16 protein-coding genes and 4 tRNA genes are annotated in these 16,612 nt (G+C 37.5%); 13 read left to right on the top strand and 7 right to left on the bottom strand.

The genetic code is table 11. From position 1 onward, the window contains the following. The first annotated feature begins 53 nt into the window (after positions 1-53). The 6 genes from AWV75_RS18665 (at position 54) to hmpA (ending at position 4,566) form a co-directional block, all read left to right on the top strand. On the top strand, positions 54-377 hold the full coding sequence (locus AWV75_RS18665) for a hypothetical protein (RefSeq protein ID WP_060873065.1): 324 nt from the start codon (positions 54-56) through the stop codon (positions 375-377). A 214-nt stretch (positions 378-591) separates the two neighbouring features. After that, positions 592-1,569 (top strand): hypothetical protein, encoded by a 978-nt coding sequence (locus AWV75_RS03525; protein WP_060873064.1) that lies wholly within the window; start codon positions 592-594, stop codon positions 1,567-1,569. A 3-nt stretch (positions 1,570-1,572) separates the two neighbouring features. Continuing rightward, on the top strand, positions 1,573-2,238 hold the full coding sequence (locus tag AWV75_RS03520; protein ID WP_060873063.1) for a hypothetical protein: 666 nt from the start codon (positions 1,573-1,575) through the stop codon (positions 2,236-2,238). 10 nt (positions 2,239-2,248) lie between these two features. Then, a complete protein-coding gene (locus tag AWV75_RS03515; RefSeq protein WP_060873062.1) occupies positions 2,249-2,674 on the top strand; it encodes a GNAT family N-acetyltransferase in 426 nt (141 codons plus the stop codon). A gap of 104 nt (positions 2,675-2,778) precedes the next feature. Then, positions 2,779-3,216 carry an RrF2 family transcriptional regulator gene (locus tag AWV75_RS03510; protein WP_060873061.1) on the top strand — a complete coding sequence of 146 codons (438 nt, stop codon included), beginning with the start codon at positions 2,779-2,781 and terminating at the stop codon, positions 3,214-3,216. A gap of 150 nt (positions 3,217-3,366) precedes the next feature. Then, positions 3,367-4,566 (top strand): NO-inducible flavohemoprotein, encoded by a 1,200-nt coding sequence (gene hmpA / locus AWV75_RS03505; RefSeq protein ID WP_060873060.1) that lies wholly within the window; start codon positions 3,367-3,369, stop codon positions 4,564-4,566. Positions 4,567-4,725: 159 nt separating this feature from the next. Here the strand turns inward: hmpA and AWV75_RS03500 are convergent, their stop codons facing one another. Genes AWV75_RS03500 through AWV75_RS03490 form a run of 3 tightly spaced genes read right to left on the bottom strand, consistent with a single transcriptional unit; the run spans position 4,726 to position 8,702 of the window. Further along, positions 4,726-6,315, bottom strand: a complete 1,590-nt coding sequence (locus AWV75_RS03500) for an MFS transporter (protein ID WP_060873059.1) — start codon at positions 6,313-6,315, stop codon at positions 4,726-4,728. Beyond that, positions 6,312-7,364, bottom strand: a complete 1,053-nt coding sequence (locus AWV75_RS03495) for an HlyD family secretion protein (protein ID WP_060873058.1) — start codon at positions 7,362-7,364, stop codon at positions 6,312-6,314. The genes AWV75_RS03500 and AWV75_RS03495 overlap by 4 nt, the downstream gene beginning before the upstream one ends. A 9-nt stretch (positions 7,365-7,373) precedes the next feature. Next, on the bottom strand, positions 7,374-8,702 hold the full coding sequence (locus AWV75_RS03490; protein WP_060873057.1) for a TolC family protein: 1,329 nt from the start codon (positions 8,700-8,702) through the stop codon (positions 7,374-7,376). A gap of 91 nt (positions 8,703-8,793) precedes the next feature. Between AWV75_RS03490 and AWV75_RS03485 the strand changes: the two genes are divergently transcribed. After that, complete coding sequence (locus AWV75_RS03485) at positions 8,794-9,603, top strand: helix-turn-helix transcriptional regulator (RefSeq protein WP_060873056.1); 810 nt, start codon at positions 8,794-8,796, stop codon at positions 9,601-9,603. A 29-nt stretch (positions 9,604-9,632) separates the two neighbouring features. Here the strand turns inward: AWV75_RS03485 and AWV75_RS03480 are convergent, their stop codons facing one another. Then, positions 9,633-10,055: a PH domain-containing protein gene (locus tag AWV75_RS03480; protein WP_060873055.1), complete on the bottom strand. Its 423-nt coding sequence runs from the start codon at positions 10,053-10,055 to the stop codon at positions 9,633-9,635. Positions 10,056-10,254: 199 nt separating this feature from the next. On the opposite strand from AWV75_RS03480, the gene glyA reads away from it, so the two are divergent. The 4 genes from glyA to AWV75_RS18660 all read left to right on the top strand — a co-directional run bounded on the left by glyA (position 10,255) and on the right by AWV75_RS18660 (position 14,288). Further along, positions 10,255-11,538, top strand: coding sequence for a serine hydroxymethyltransferase (gene glyA, locus AWV75_RS03475; RefSeq protein ID WP_060873054.1), 1,284 nt, complete (start codon positions 10,255-10,257; stop codon positions 11,536-11,538). 366 nt (positions 11,539-11,904) lie between these two features. Beyond that, on the top strand, positions 11,905-13,026 hold the full coding sequence (locus AWV75_RS03470) for a DegT/DnrJ/EryC1/StrS family aminotransferase (RefSeq protein WP_060873053.1): 1,122 nt from the start codon (positions 11,905-11,907) through the stop codon (positions 13,024-13,026). 64 nt (positions 13,027-13,090) lie between these two features. Next, the gene (gene pdxY / locus AWV75_RS03465; protein ID WP_060873052.1) at positions 13,091-13,930 is read left to right on the top strand and encodes a pyridoxal kinase; all 840 of its coding nucleotides are present in this window, start codon (positions 13,091-13,093) and stop codon (positions 13,928-13,930) included. A 288-nt stretch (positions 13,931-14,218) separates the two neighbouring features. Further along, positions 14,219-14,288: transfer RNA gene (locus AWV75_RS18660), tRNA-OTHER, on the top strand. Positions 14,289-14,360: 72 nt separating this feature from the next. Here AWV75_RS18660 and AWV75_RS03460 read toward each other — a convergent pair. The 3 genes from AWV75_RS03460 to AWV75_RS03450 all read right to left on the bottom strand — a co-directional run bounded on the left by AWV75_RS03460 (position 14,361) and on the right by AWV75_RS03450 (position 14,693). Continuing rightward, positions 14,361-14,441: transfer RNA gene (locus tag AWV75_RS03460), tRNA-Tyr, on the bottom strand. 40 nt (positions 14,442-14,481) lie between these two features. Next, positions 14,482-14,562 (bottom strand) — tRNA-Tyr (locus tag AWV75_RS03455). Positions 14,563-14,612: 50 nt separating this feature from the next. Then, a tRNA-Tyr gene (locus tag AWV75_RS03450) sits at positions 14,613-14,693 on the bottom strand. Positions 14,694-15,147: 454 nt separating this feature from the next. On the opposite strand from AWV75_RS03450, the gene AWV75_RS03445 reads away from it, so the two are divergent. After that, positions 15,148-15,747: a GrpB family protein gene (locus AWV75_RS03445; protein ID WP_060873051.1), complete on the top strand. Its 600-nt coding sequence runs from the start codon at positions 15,148-15,150 to the stop codon at positions 15,745-15,747. Positions 15,748-15,766: 19 nt separating this feature from the next. Continuing rightward, positions 15,767-16,609, top strand: coding sequence for a GNAT family N-acetyltransferase (locus tag AWV75_RS03440; RefSeq protein WP_060873050.1), 843 nt, complete (start codon positions 15,767-15,769; stop codon positions 16,607-16,609). Positions 16,610-16,612 lie beyond the last annotated feature (3 nt).

Here is a 16,612-nt window from a genome sequence, read left to right as displayed (position 1 = left end):
AGGCGATGAGAGGGTGAGGCGATGAGAGGGTGAGGCGATGAGAGGGTGAGAAGGTGAGAAAATCGAGCAAAGCACAAACCTCACAAAGAGCAAATAACAAAGAACAAAGAGCAAAGCACAAAGAGCAAAGAGCAAAGAACAAAGAGCAAAGAACAAAGAGCAAAGAACAAAGAGCAAAAAACAAAGAGCAAAAAACAAATAACAAAGAGCAAAGAGCAAAGAACAAAGAGCAAAGAACAAAAAACAAAGAGCAAAGCACAAAGAGCAAAGAACAAAGAGCAAAGAGCAAAGAACAAAGAGCAAAGAACAAAGAGCAAAGAACAAAGAGCAAAGAACAAAGAGCAAATAACAAAGAGCAAATAACAAAGAGCAAATAACAAAGAGCAAATAACAAAGAACAAAGAGCAAAGAGCAAAGAACAAAGAGCAAAGAACAAAGCACAAAGAGCAAAGAACAAAAAACAAACCCCCTTTTCCTTTGCTTCGTTTTATTGCTTTTTTTGTAGTTTTGTAGCATCATCAAACAAAAAATAGATTTCTACTAGCGTATTACCTTCACCTTACACGAAAAAACTAAACAAAAAATACGTACATGAGTAAGATTTTTGGGCTTTTTTGGCTTTTGTTTTTCTTGTATTTTATTTTCGCTCATCCTGCAATTATCTATTATGGGAGTGAATTTCAGAGGCATCACTTAGCAACGGTAAACCCGACAGAAGCGTTGGTGTATTTAGGATTGAGTATAGCCCTTTGGGTGGTTATATTTGCTGTTTTATTGTACTTGGTCTTCAAGTATACCATTCAGTCTAAGCGAAATATTACGCAAATTAACCAAACGGGTAAACGCCTAGATGCGCGTATTGCTCAAGTGAGCGCTAATTCAATTTTTAAGCAAAATATTGCCATTCGATCGGTGGTTCTGAAGTTGCACAATCTGGAGAACGAAAGCATTCAGCACCAGATGGACATTAACGATTCTAAGCCAGAACAAAACCGTTTTGTTGAAGGAAAAATGATTCATTTACGCGTAGATCCAACTTTTAAGAAACAACCTTATGTTATTTTGGAAGGAACCAAAGGGCGAATAAATGGATTGTTTTTTGCCTTGTGGCTACTTCTCTTAGCAGCTGTGCTGTACTACTATGCGTTTTCTTATCAATTAGAAAGTGAAGGCTATGGTTGGCGTTTTCTAACGTTGAGTCATCCTTTAATCAGTAGTGCTGGCTTTTTAATTCTATTTACGGGCCTTATTTACGTGATTGTAAAGTTCTTGATTTTTAGAAAAATGAATATTGGAACAGCTAGTCTAGCATTGAAATTTAGAGGCAAACGAGCCAATGGAACCATTTTAAGCGTTCAACAGACAGGAACCTATATCAATGAACAACCTGAAGTTCGATTTGATGTAGAATATACCGATGATCGAGGGATAATTCATCAAGTAAAAATAAAAAAAATAGTGTCTTTACTCGAGGTGGGAAGTATTAAAAATCAAACCCATTGTGATTTGTTCTATGACCCCAAAGAACCGTCAAAAGCACAATTTGAACAAGACATTAATCCCCAGTAAGCCATGAAGCAAAGAAATAGAACTGTTTGTGTATTGTTGTTCTCTCTTGTTTTTTTGAGTTCGTGTACAGATTTTTTAAAGTCGATTGAAGATACAAAAAACGGAAGTACGACCAGTCAACCTATTGAAGGGCAAGAACAGGTAGTAGAAGAGGAGTCTCCTATAGAAACAAAAGAGATGGCTCAACCTCAAAAGAAAACTGAATTTGCAGCACATAGAGCAGATCTACAAGAGGTAGAAACAGCGTTGCGCAACCTTCCACAATTGAAAGACAAACCAATTTATGTCTATCAATCCATTCATTTTTACGATAACTATCGCGTTTTATTGCAGATTCAAAATCCCGATAATGCTAATTATGTGGATGAATATTATTATGTGGATGGACATTGGCAGGAACCAAAACCAATTGTACTGTCGAAACATACCAAAATCAAACAAGACGTTGTATCTTTAGATGAGATTCCTTTTGTACATGCAAACAATGTGTATGAGGCATTAAAAGAAAAAGTAGAAGAAATAGGAGGGGATCCTTCGGATTTAACGGTATACGTGATTACGAGAAAAAATCGGGTGCGTTGGTATCCAAGAACGATTAGCAATGAACGTGCTCGGTATTCCATCGAATTTAAAAAAGATGGAACCTTACTTTCTTTTGAACAAGACTAAAAGAGCAAAGATGAAGATACGAACGATGGAAGAAAAAGATGCAGCTGTAGTGGCTGATCTTTTAACACAGCTAGGTTATCCAGATACGTTGGATTTTTTACCTGCTAAAATTGTCAAAATGAGACAGGATAGCCGAGAAAAACTACTGGTAGTGGAAGAGCAAGACCAGGTGATTGGTTTTATCTCCTTGTATCTAATCCCTCAATTAGCAGTACGAGGTGATTTTATGCGAATTAGTTATTTCGCAGTGGATGCAGAAGCAAGGAGTAAAGGAATAGGGAAACAAGTGGAGGAATATGCGACTGCTTTAGCAAGGCAAATGGGATGTGATCGCATTGAATTACACAGTCATAGTAGGAGAATCCAAGCTCATGATTTTTACTTGAGACAAGGCTACGAAGAAGTGCCCAAGTATTTTGTTAAATACTTGAAATAAAAAGAGGTACCATTGACGGGCAATTCATTCAATCATGAATAGAATACGAAAGAATTATCATACATTTGCTATCAAGAAGCATACAATACTAGATATAAGAAGTTATGGGGATTTTTTCAAAAACTTGTGAATACGCATTAAGAGCTGTTTTATACATTGCCAAAAGAAGTGAGCAAGGGTATAAATCAGGAATAAAGGAGATTGCGCAAGAAGTCAATTCGCCAGAACATTTCTTAGCCAAAATACTTCAAAAACTAAGCCGTGAAGGGCTTATTCAATCAACAAAAGGACCTAATGGAGGTTTCTTTCTAGAACGAGAAGATTTTAATCGCCCTTTGGCAGAAATTGTAGAAGCAGTAGAAGGCAAAGAGCTCTTTGTAGGCTGTGCAATGGGATTAAGCTATTGTTCGGAGACAAATCCATGTCCGTTACATAATGATTTTAAGCATATTAGAGATAATTTAGCTCATGTTTTGAAGACGACAACGATTGGCCAATTCAATTTAGGTTTGATTGAAGGGCAGTTTACACTAAATAAATAAAAAAAAAGGAACGAAAAATAAGTTCATCTTTTACTTGAATAAAAGAGATAAAAGTCTTTTATTTGTAAACAGGTAGGATAAACCCACCAAGAGTATGAGTAAATAAAAGATAAAAAGCTCTTTTTATCTGAATAGCAAAACAAGTAAATCATGACAACAGAACAAAAAGAATTAGTAAAAGCTACGATTCCTATTTTAAGAGAGCACGGGGTAGTGCTAACCAAACATTTTTATCAACGTATGTTTCAACACAATCCAGAGTTGCAGCATGTTTTTAATAGAGGAAACCAACAAAACGAAAAACAACAAACGGCTTTGGCTATGGCTGTTTTAGCCTATGCCGAGCACATTGATGATCCAAGTGTTTTATTTCCTGTGGTGGATTCTATTGGGCATAAACACACCAGTTTGGATATCCGAGCAGAGCATTATGCAATTGTAGGAAAACACTTAATTGCTTCCATTAAAGAGGTGTTAGGCGAGGCAGCAACGGATGATTTATTAGGTGCATGGGCAGTAGCTTATCAAGAATTGGCCGATTTGATGAGTGGGCATGAACAAAATATTTACAATCAAAAAGTAAATGAAAAAGGAGGATGGACAGGTTGGAGACCCTTTGTGGTTAAAGACAAAGTAGTAGAATCTACAGAAATTACTTCTTTTTATCTATACCCAGCAGATCAAGGACCTATTGCTGGTTTTAAACCCGGACAATACCTGAGCTTGCGTATGTTTTTACCTGAATTGAACCTACTACAACCTAGACAATATAGCATTTCTTGTGCACCGAATGGGGAATATTACCGTATTTCGGTAAAAAGAGAAAGCGGAAGCCAACATCCAGATGGATTAATTAGCAACCGTTTGCATCAGGTGATTCAACCTGGAGATTTGGTTGATCTTTCTGCACCTTCTGGTGTGTTTGTTTTACAAGATAACCCCGCAAAAACAAAAGTATTTATTAGTGGTGGAGTTGGACAAACGCCGCTTGTATCTATGTTAGAATCACTCGTTCAGGGCGAGGAGCAACCCCCAATTAAATGGGTGCATGGTTGTAGAGATTTAGAGGTTCACGCATTTAAACAACACCTAGCAGAAGTAGAACAAGCCAATACCAATGTGACGCAACATATTTTTTATGATACAGTAGAGACTGCTGCACCCAATACATACACCGGATGGGTGGAATTGGCACAGCTAGAAGAGGATATTGTATCCCAAGAAGCAGAATACTACATTTGTGGACCTCGCGGATTTATTGAGAAACATTACCAGTATTTAGTGGATCAAAAAGTAGATAAGGCCGCTATCTTCTTCGAAGAATTTGGACCTGCTTCTTTAACCTTGTAATTTTTTTGTTTTAATCGCTTTTTTATAGAAATGGAACTACCTCTATTGGAGTAGTTCCATTTTTTAATTGAAGCAATTTTGATTTGGAGTTGATCAGAAGGAGGAATAAAAAAGGAATCCATGTTTATCATGGATTCCCCGTTGAAAAAGTACAAAAGCTTAGTAAGGAATAAAGTTTTTACTCAATTTCGTAATGACCTTTTTGGTCGGTTTGGCGAGTAAAACCAAGAGGATAACTCCTGCCAGTCCCCAAATAGCCCAGCTGTAATAATCCATAGAAGCGCGGTAATTAACCTGTTGTAAGATGTGATTGGTATATAGTTTACTTGCCAATTGCGTACCTAGTGCTGCATCTTTACCGTCTAGGAGTACTTGTTGTTGAAAATGTTGAATGGCTTGCGTATGAAAAGGATTTAGTTCTGTTATATAGTCTGCGGTACGATTGTAATGTACACTTTTGTTAAATAGTTGAAAGTAATTGGTTAGGCCTATGGTCACTGAAAAACTCAGAAATCGAAAGCTGATTCCCAAAAAAGAAACGGCATTGGATATAGCGGGTGGAATAGAGGCCGCAGTATAGACAATTAAGGGAATATGCAGGGCTGCCATAGCCATTCCTTGAATAAAGAAAGGGAGAATAAAGGAATCTTGATCTCCTTGACTTGAAAATAAGAAATAGACTTGGATATGGTAGAGGAGCAATAAGCTAAATCCACCCAGTACTAGGTATTTAATTGCAGTTCCGTTTAATAATAGTCTAGATGTAACCAGTAATCCAGCAAGCGTCCCCAATAAATTGCCCAGATAAATTGGGGTTAGGTTGATGGACTCCACTCCCAAAGCTGTTTGTAAATACGTATAAGCAAACCCCGTTGTTCCTTTAAAAAAATAGTATACCATTAACAGCGCAATACCCAAACAGAAATCTTGATATCGAAATACAGTTAGGTTAATAAAGGGCCTTTTTAATCGTTGTTGTCTCAAGATAAATAAGAGAATTGCACCTACCGTTAGGAGGCTTAATCCGCTAATGGTTGCATCTTCTAAATAGTTTAATTTTTGTCCATACACAAAGATGTAGCCAATGGAACAAATAATGACAGTAAAATAGATATAACTAACCCAATCCACTTGGTATAAGGGGAGCCTTGGTTTTAAATATACATTATTGGTTGTAATCAGCAGTAAAATTGTTCCAGGTACCTGACATAAAATCAAGAGATACCACAAGAGTTCAAAGGGATAGGATTGTAAGATATAGCTACATAAAATACCGCAAAGAGGAACACAAACTAAAAGTGTTCCATAAAAAATAGTATAGCCAATAACTCTTGCTCTTGCTGAATTTAATCTCGGAAAGAGTAAATTCAAGCAAATGCTACAAAAGAGGGCACAAACAGCACCTTGAATAAAACGACAGACAAATAAGATCGTTAAATCTCGAGTTACTGCGCATACCACATAGGTGATTGTGTTAATTGTTACCCCGAGGAGCAGGTATTTTCGCAAACTAAAATACTTGACTAATCGATCGTCTAAAGGTAAAAAGCAAACCAAGGCGCCATACATGAGTAAAACGGAATATTGTACATCACCTGCTTCTATTCCATAATGCCCCATGGTATCTAAACTATTGCTGTAATAAAAAGCAAAAACAGCTAAGGCAGGAAATAGCAGTAAAAATATCGTAATGCGAATGAGGTAGTCTGGTACCCAGGCTTTAAACGTTGGGAGGGGAGCTAGTTTCATGGTTTGTCAATATATACATGAGCATTCATTCCCGCAGATAGATTGGGAAATTGAGTTAAATCTTCTACTAATTTGATGCGAACAGGGATGCGTTGAATAATGCGAACGAAATTACCTGTTGCATTGTCTGGAGGCAAAAGAGAATAACGCGAACCTGTTGCTGGAGAAATCGATTCGATTTCCCCTCTAAATTCTTTATCGGGAAAGGCATCTAGGGTTATTCTCGCACGTTGACCAAGGTGGAATTTGCCAATTTGCGTTTCCTTAAAGTTGGCAACAATCCATTTTCCACTTTCTTCATTGATAATATAAGAAAGGGTTTGTCCTGGTTGAATCAGTTGCCCTTCTTGAATGGTTTTTTTGCCAATTCTACCCGTATAAGGTGCCTGAATAACAGTATATCCTACATTGAGCTGGTTCTTGTTTAAAGAAGCTTCTTGTTTTTTAATTTCAGCAAGTGCGGCTAATTTTTGCGCCTTGATATCTTCAATTTTAGCCAAGGCTACTTGGTAGCTATTTTGGGTCACTTGGTATTCCGATTGTGCAATATCAAGCGCTGTTTTGACATTGTCAAATTGTTGTTGGGTGGTCGATTCTTCTGCAAGTAAATTGGCATATCGTTTAAACTCCTGTTGTTGTCTAGTGAGTTTGGCTTGTGCCACTTTGATTTGCTCTTGGGCTACTTGGGCTGTATTGTTTAGCGTATTGATATTGGAATCGAGAATATTCAATTGGGCTTGTGCCTGTTCCAGTGAAGCTGCTGTTTCAGATAAGGTTGCTTGGTAATCTCGACTGTCTAAGAGTAAAAGCGTATCTCCAGCCTGAACCAGTTGATTCTCCTCAAAGTAAATGCGTTGAATATACCCGCCAACTTTACTGTTAATTGGGTTGACATATTGTTCCACTTGGGCATCATTGGTCGATTCGTATTTAATGTATTCCACACTCGCCAATAAGCCATAAATAACTAAACCTGCTAAGAGGACTAAAGCTAAAATTTGCGTTATTTTTAAAATAAGATGATCGGTTTTTGTAGTATGTTTATTCATGATAGTTGCTTATAATATTCCGGTTATTTTTTGGATTTGATAGTATTCAATTTTGGCGTTTATTTTAGCACTTGTAAGCGTAAAACGCGCTTGTAAAACCTGCGTTTCTGCATCTAGTAAGTCGATGAGTAAAGCTTGTTGGTTAAAGTAACTGTTGCGAATAATGCGCAGCGTTTCTGTCGTTTGGCGGATATTTTTTTCAGCTAACGCAATGCGATCTAAGCTTTCTTGATAGTGAACCATATAGGTTTGCAGCTCATTCTTAATCTGATCTTGTTGTTGCTCTTTTTCTACTTGTTGCTGGAGCATGGCAATTTGTTGGCTGCTTTTTTGGTGCTTTGTATGGTATAAATTAGAAATAGGAATATTTAATTTCAACCCTACTTGACCCATATGATATAAAGCTTGAGCATACGGATAGGTTTTATTTTGGGGATAACTAAGACCATAATCAGCAAATAAAGATAGCTTCGGTAACACAGCAGACGAAATCTGTTGGAGTGTCAAGGCTCCTTTTTCAATTTCTTGATTGGCTAATTGAATGGAATAAGCTCCCAATAAAGCCTGATTCAACTGTTCTTCATAACTGACAAGCAGTGGCAATTGATCTAAATCCGCATATTCGGGAATCAACGCATCGGTATCTTTTCGTCCCATCATGAGATTCAGTTGTTGGGTAACAACGACCAAATTATTCGCAATTTCTTTTAAAAGCATCTTGTGATTCGATACCGTTACTTCCGCCCGCAATACATCACTTTTTAGAATCGTACCATTTTCATATAGGCTTAGTATATCTTTCAATTGTTTTTCATCTTGTGCAATCTCTTTTTCCACTAATTCTTGGTAATTGAGATGTAAAACCAGGGCATAGAATAACTTTGTACTCTCTATTTTTGCTTCTGCTGTCGTTTGTTGCAATTGCGTTTGTATCGAGGCGAGTTCTACTTTTTGAATTTGAAGCAGCCTGTTTTTTTGATTCCCTTGATACAGTACCACATCCGTATACAAAGAAGTATTGTATTGAGTGGATCGAATGGGAATTACAGTGGGTTGATGAAGAAATCCATCCTCATAAAGAGACAAATCAGATCGTTTGCTGTAGCTTCCTTCGAATTGTACCGTTGGTAATCGACTACTTTGCGTTTGCTTTATATTTTCTTGTTTATCCTGTGCCTGTAAGCGGATAATCGCTAGGTTTTTATAATTATCTTCGGTGTACTGCCATACTTTTTGCAAATCAAAAGTAGCAGCGGATTGAGCGGCCTCTTGACTGAATAGGAAATGATAATTGACTAGCAAAAAGAACAGAAGTACTATGTTTTGACGTTGTTTCATTGTTTTATATCGTTTGTTCTATGCAAAACTAGAATAGAATGATTCTAAGTATTTTATATAACTAGCCAATATTTTACTTATTTTAGCCAGTATGAAAATCTTAGCACAAGCAGAAAAAGATATTGACGAATATCCAAAGAGCATTTACATCATGCGCGAGCAATTGGAACATCGTTTCCCGCCTCATAAACACAATAAAAGTCAGATTCTGTTAGTTTCAGGTGGAATTGCCTATTTAAAAACGAAGGAGCGAGAATACTATATTCCTGCTCAACATTATGTGTGGATTCCCAAAGGGATGATTCACAATGTAAAGTCGAATACAACAGAAATTGTGCTTTTAAATATTTATTTTCACGAGGAGGAAATGGATGAAAAGTATCATTTTATGGAAGAATTGGGTATTTATCCCGTTAGTCATCTGATGTATGAAATGTTAGTCTATGCAAGACAATGGAAAGGCGTTATATTTCCCGATACGTGGGCCTATGAATTTTTAACGACCATGAAGCATTTTATCATGCAAGATCCAGGAAAACCTTTTTCCATTCAACTGCCAACGACAGAAGATCATCATATGTTGGTCATTACGGATTTTATGCACCAAAACTTAGGAGAGGAACTGACCTTGACGTATCTCGCTGAAACCTTTGGCTATAGTGTACGGTCGTTGACGCGTTTGTTTAAAACGCATTTAGCCATTTCTTTCTTACAGTATTTAAAGATGTTACGCATCATTAAAGCGATGGAGTTACTGATGGAAAACAATAAAAATGTAAGCGAAGTTGCTTTTGAAGTTGGATATTCTAGTATTGCAGCTTTTAGCAACACGTTTCAACAGCTGTTAAATATCAGACCCAGTGAGTTTCAACTGACTATCCGCAATAAAAAGGAAGGATAATTTACGTTTAAAAGAATAATAAAACTGTTTTATTTCTTTTTAGGAATATAGTTAATTTCTGGATTAATTTGTTGTAAGTCAGCTATAAAATCCTTTTTGTTTTTAGGGGAGATTAATAGACTATCAAATTTATTAAAGTGAATTTCCAAACGGTCTATCGATAGGGCAGGTGCACTTAATGGATTATTCGTTTCTTCTATCTTTCGAATATCTTTAATAGCGAGAGTTTCATGAACCATAATCCCTCCTTTTATGCGTAAAGTCGCTTGGGTTGTATCAATCTCATAATAGGTTTGAAAATACATATTTGCAAGGAGGGCTGTAGTCAATATAGCAATCACCCATCCAATCCAACTTCCCTCACCAATGGCCCCTAACACACACAATAAGGGGGTACCAATAAAGATAAAGGCAATTAAAACAGAGACTTTACTTTTGTATTTGACTTTCATTGCTGAATGGGGTTACTGATGAAAGCCAAAGATAACCAAGTTTTTGGGAGTGAAAAAAAGAACTTTACTGGACTACTAGATATTGTTAAACTGTGTTGTTTTATTGCTCCATGATAGGCCTATTTTTGTGCTCAAAGAAAGTAAATAACTCGTTTGGAGTTAGATTACTGTGGTTTAACAACAAGTAAATGCAACAATCATGAACAACTACAACAACAAACTTCTATTTGAATTAATTAAAAGAGAAGAAACAAGGCAACGCGAATCTTTAGAATTGATTGCTTCAGAAAACTTTGTCAGCGAAGCAGTATTGAGAGCGAATGGATCGATTTTAACGAATAAGTATGCGGAAGGATATCCTAGTAGAAGGTATTACGGGGGATGTGAGTATGTGGATTTAGTGGAGAATATGGCTATTGAAAGTATTAAGGCCATTTTTGGAGCTACTTATGCCAATGTACAACCCCATTCAGGTTCACAAGCTAATTTTGCCGTATTAGCGGCTTGTTTACAGCCAGGGGATAAGATTTTGGGATTTGATTTAACCCATGGAGGGCATTTGACGCATGGATCAGCAGTTAATTTCTCAGGAAAATTGTACCAACCTGTTTTTTATGGGGTAAGTAAAGAAACGGGACTATTGGATTACGATGCGATACAAGCCATTGCTTTAAAAGAAAAACCCAAGATGATTATTGCTGGTGCAAGCGCTTATTCAAGAGGCATTGACTATGAGCGATTCAGAGTTATTGCAGATAGTGTACAAGCCATCTTATTAGCGGATATGGCACATCCTGCGGGATTAATTGCGAAAGGATTATTGAGTAATCCCGTTGCACATTGTCATATTGTTACAACCACAACGCATAAAACCTTACGTGGACCTCGAGGAGGGATTATTTTAATGGGACAAGATTTTGAAAATCCCCTTCAATTGAAAACGGCAAAAGGCGAGATTCGAATGATGTCTGCGGTACTGGATTCTTCGGTATTTCCAGGTAATCAAGGAGGACCTCTCATGCATACTATTGCAGCTAAAGCAGTTGCATTTCACGAGATTTTAACGGACGATTTTACGACTTATGCCCAGCAAATTCAAAAGAATAGTCGCGCGATGGCAACGGCTTTTTTAGATAGAGGGTATACGCTGGTATCTGGAGGAACAGACAACCATTTGATGCTAGTGGATTTGAGTAGCAAAGGAATTACCGGAAAGGAAGCTGAAATTATATTGGAACAAGCGGGAATTACGCTGAATAAAAATATGATTCCTTATGATCAACAATCAACGGCTATCACGTCGGGTATTCGAGTGGGAACACCTGCAATTACTACCCGAGGATTGTTGCAAAAAGAGATGTATAGCATCGTTGAGCTAATTCACGAGGTGTTGCAAAACAAAGACAATGCCGTCAAACACCGCCAAATTAAAGGAGAGGTGCAACGCATGATGCAAGACTATCCTATGTTTGCTCATTACTAGATTTTTAGTGGAAGGATAAAAATGAAATAAGGATACGGTTTAAGTGCAATTTTCTTTATATACAGCGTGAAAAGAACGCTAGATTTAATTTGTTACGTAAGATGCCTCGCAACGAAAGTTGCGAGGCATTTTTTATAGCAGATTGAAAGTGAATTATCTATTGTGAACAAAAGGAAGGGAGAAGTAAAAAGAGTTGCTGGACTATAAAGAAGTTGTAAACTGGTATACTATGATGATCCAAATAGCAGTTATTTTTGTACCCAACAAAACAGAGGAATAGCAAGGTAAGTTCCCTTGAATGAAGCTTGAGGAGAAAAACATAAAAAACAAACTAATACACGAAGGTACATGAGGAATACAATTCAAATGGTCGATTTAAAAAGACAGTATCAAAGCATTCAAACGGAAATTGATGCAGCAATCAAAGAAGTGATTGATAGTACTGCATTTATCAATGGTCCTGCTGTTAAACATTTCACCAGTCAATTGGCTTCTTATACGAAAGCAAAGCACGTCATTCCGTGTGCGAATGGAACAGATGCCTTGCAAATAGCTTTAATGGCGTTGGATTTACAACCAGGAGATGAGGTAATCACGCCTTCTTTTACCTTTATTGCTACGGTTGAGGTAGTAGCATTATTAGGGCTAACACCCGTGTTTGTCGATGTAGATCCCGATACATTTACAATGAATATGGAAAGTTTAGAACAGGCCATTACAACCAAAACAAAAGTAATTATCCCGGTACATTTATATGGACAATGTTCCAATATGGAGCCCATTATGCAACTGGCAGAAGCACATCATATAGCTGTAATTGAAGATAATGCACAAAGTATCGGTGGAAATTACAATACAGCAAATGAAACTAGAAAAACAGGAACAATCGGCACCATCAGTTGTGTTTCATTTTTCCCTTCTAAAAATTTAGGCGCTTATGGAGATGGGGGAGTGATCATGACAAACTCCGATGAACTAGCCGCAAAAATGATGAAAATTTGCAATCACGGTTCTGAAAAACGCTATTACCATGAGATTGTTGGAGTAAACAGTCGACTGGATAGTATTCAAGCCGCTATTCTGAGTGTGAAATTGAAGTATTTGGATGAGTATTGCAACAAAAGAAGGGCTGTAGCAGCGTATTATAATCGTGTATTTGCTAATCATCCCAATCTAATTACCCCTTTTGAACCTGCTTATAGCCACCATGTCTATCATCAATATACCTTGATTTTAGAAGGGATAGAGCGAGATCTTGTTCACCGTGAATTAGCAACAAGAGGAGTGCCAACTATGATTTATTATCCTGTGCCTTGCCATCAACAAGAGATGTTTAAGGATTTACAAGATCGCACGTACGAATTGCCTCATACGGAATACTTGGTATCAAGAGTATTGTCGTTGCCGATTCATACCGAATTGACAGCAGAAGAGCTATCGTTTATTACTACACAGCTTTTAGAAGTAATTGAAGAAATCAAAAAATAAAGAGAAATTGCGAGTGATTCGCTTTGAGATGTAGTACATTTAAGTGTCTTTTTTTAGTACGCCAATGAAGAGTAAGAAAACAATAATCATTCACAGTAAAGTGGCTTATGGATATGTGGGAAGCAATACGACTTCCCTCGTGCTGCAAGTTGCAGGTCAAGATGCTATTGCCGTGCCAACGGTCATCTTATCGAATCGATATGGACTGCCAACAGTAGGAGGAGGACTCATGCCTAGTGCATTGTTCCAAGAGGTTTTAGAGGGGATTTTGAAATTAAATATACTCGATGAAGTTTCTTCTATTGTAACGGGCTACATCGGATCTGCTGAGTTAGTAGAACAAACAGCTGCGTTTATTCGCACCATCAAGAAGAGTCATCCAGCGATACTCTATCTATGTGATCCTGTGATGGGAGATCAACCGCAAGGGTTATATGTCAATCAAGAAGTGCCAAAAGCAATTATGCAACATTTGTTGTCTTTGGCAGATGTATTGACCCCCAATCAGTTTGAAATAGAAACCATATTGAATCAACCCGTTACTTCCTATGAAGCATTGGTACATGCAGTAGAAAAGCATCCAATCTTACAAGCCAAAGACATCCTCATCACAGGCTGTCGATTTAAAGATACAACAGCACAATTGCTTCATATTGTTGTCAAACAAAAAGAAGCCTACAAGGTGGTAAAAATCGACTATGTCCCCATCGATCCACCGGGTACAGGTGAACTCTTTGCTGCTTTGGTCTTACTACTTAAATTAAAGGAGTACGATTCGTATGCGGATTGCGCCAAAGAAGCAAGTATGTTGATTCAAAGCGCATTGCGCCGCATAGTAAAAGAAGGAAGAAGTGAATTTGATTTAAAGGATATATTGGCGGTGCATTCAGAAATGAGAGCATAGCAATGGAGTAGGGAAATCGGAACGCAGTGAAAATCGGAACGAAGTGTAGATTCATCGAACACTAAAACAAATATAAAATAGGTGAGATATATTCATCGAACATCAAAACAAAAGTAAAATCAATGAGAGAAAGGAGAGGGGTTTCGAAACAAGTAAACGGGTTCTGTCATCGATAAATCGATGCGTCTATAACTTCACAACGCATAAACTTCATCGGATAAGATAGCATATAGTTGGAAATCAATATAATATTTTGTATATTAAATGATTAACAAGATATACCAACAAGGTTCCGTGGCCGATTGGGAGGCCTGATTACGCAATAATCAGTAGATTGGTTCGAATCCAGTCGGAACCTCGAGAATAGTTTACAGTTAACATGTATGTAAAAAAAAAGCCTTCTAAACTAAATTAGAAGGCTTTTTTTATGTGGGGAGAGCAGGATTCGAACCTGCGAAGGTTACCCAACGGATTTACAGTCCGTCCTCGTTGGCCGCTTGAGTATCTCCCCTCCTTATATTGTTAAACTAAAATAGCATATGTATGTTTTGTGGGGAGAGCAGGATTCGAACCTGCGAAGGTTACCCAACGGATTTACAGTCCGTCCTCGTTGGCCGCTTGAGTATCTCCCCCTCCGGTATTTTTTATTTTAGTCTAACAATAATGTATAAGATCGTGTATGTGGGGAGAGCAGGATTCGAACCTGCGAAGGTTACCCAACGGATTTACAGTCCGTCCTCGTTGGCCGCTTGAGTATCTCCCCTTCAGCGTATGCCTCAGTTCTTCATTAGAACGGTGCAAAGATAGCGCTGTTTTATTAATCTGCAAGAGTTTTGTCGCTTTTTTTTGTTGACAATCCCCTTGAGATTCATTAACTGTTTGGTTATAAAAAACTAAGCCGTTGAAATTTTTTACATTCTTTTTTTATAAAAAATAAGAAATACCCTAAAATCGAACTTTTCTCTATGGTTTTTAGTTCATTTTAAACAGAGAGGATATGCGTTGAGACAAGTACATAGCCTAGTAGGAAAAGGATAGCACAAGAGAATAAAACAGGGTAGTTACTTGGCTGACCTGAAGCTTTCGTCCTTTGTTTGTCATAAACCTTATAAATTGAACACAAATGAAAACAAATAGTATCCCTCCTTTTTTTGGTTTTGCCTACTTTTGTTTGAGATGATGATACTAAAGTAACCCCTAAAGAACTAGATAGATGTATGATTTTACCTTTTGAGCCCTATAACCCCCAGTGGAATGAACAATTTGAGCGTATTAAGCGTGAGCTAGCCCTTCGTTTAAAAGAGCTGCAACCTCAAATCGAACATATTGGTAGTACATCCGTTGAGGGATTGGCTGCTAAACCTATTATTGATCTTATGGTAGGTGTTCGCAATGAGGAAGAATTAGATCGAGTTCCTGCGTTATTAGCAGGGCAAAACTATGTGTATTATCCTAAATACAATGTCGATATGCCTTATCGCCGCTATTTTGTTTTGCTTCATGATGCTCCAGATGCATTAGCATTGCCTGAGGTGATTGATGTGAAGGATGAAATACCTGAAAAAATGCACGACCACAACTTGCGTTTGGCTCATATTCACGTTATTCCCACAACGTCTGAAAATTGGACACGTCATCTAGCTTTTCGCGATTATTTGCGTACACATCCCTCCGTCAAAGCTGCTTATCAAGCACTGAAAGAACAGTTGGTACAACAACAGTGGGAATCCGGAAATGATTACAATGAGGGAAAAGATGAATTCATCCAAAGAGAAGAGCAAAACGCTTTACATTGGTATAAAGAAAAGAATAAGTAGAACACAGTACGATTAACATATGAAAGTAATAGATTTAAGTCAAGTAGATAAAGAAGCGATTGTTCAAGTATTGAATGAATCCTTTGCAGATTATATCATTCCTTTACAGCTAACTGTAGAACAATTAGAAAATAAAATAGCGGCTGAAAATATTCAACTGCATTTGTCTGTAGGGGTTTTAGATCAAGAGAAATTAGTTGGATTTATGCTTCATGCCCTTAACAGTGTAGAGGGAAAATTAACGGCATATAATGCGGCTACAGGTGTAGTGCCTTCTCATCGCGGACAAGGACTGGTTGCTAAAATGTATGCGTGGTTACTTGAGCGATTAGTGCCTTTAGAAGTAGAACAATTAGTCTTAGAAGTAATTGAAGGGAATCATTCTGCTATTCGCGCTTATGAAAAAATGGGGTACCACAAAGCTAGAAAATTAATCTGCTTTGAAGGCGAAACCGAAGTGAATCAGGCAAATAAACCAGTTGAAATTCAGGAGTTGACTGATTTTAATTGGACGGTGTTTTCTTCTTTTTGGGATATTCAACCGTCTTGGCAAAATTCCGTATCGGCATTAGAAAACAGCAAAGCCCGTTGCCACATACTTGGGGCATATCAAGCCGGAAAAATGGTGGGTTACCTTATTTTTAATCCCATGTCTAAACGCGTACTCCAATTGGCTGTAGACGCAGATTATAGACGACAAGGAATTGCTACACAATTAATTCAAACCATGCAGCAAATCACTGCATCCAAGGCAGTATATGTCTATAATATTGACGATACATCCAAAGCAATGGCTGCTTTTTTCAATCAGTTGAATTTAGCTAGTGATTTAGCTCAATTTGAAATGAAAAGAACGCTTTAATTA

The sequence above is a fragment of the Myroides odoratus genome, assembly GCF_001549985.1.
In the GTDB taxonomy this organism is placed as follows: domain Bacteria; phylum Bacteroidota; class Bacteroidia; order Flavobacteriales; family Flavobacteriaceae; genus Flavobacterium; species Flavobacterium odoratum_A.
The sequence above is the reverse complement of the archived record's forward strand: the minus strand, read 5'-3'. Positions and strand labels throughout refer to the sequence as shown.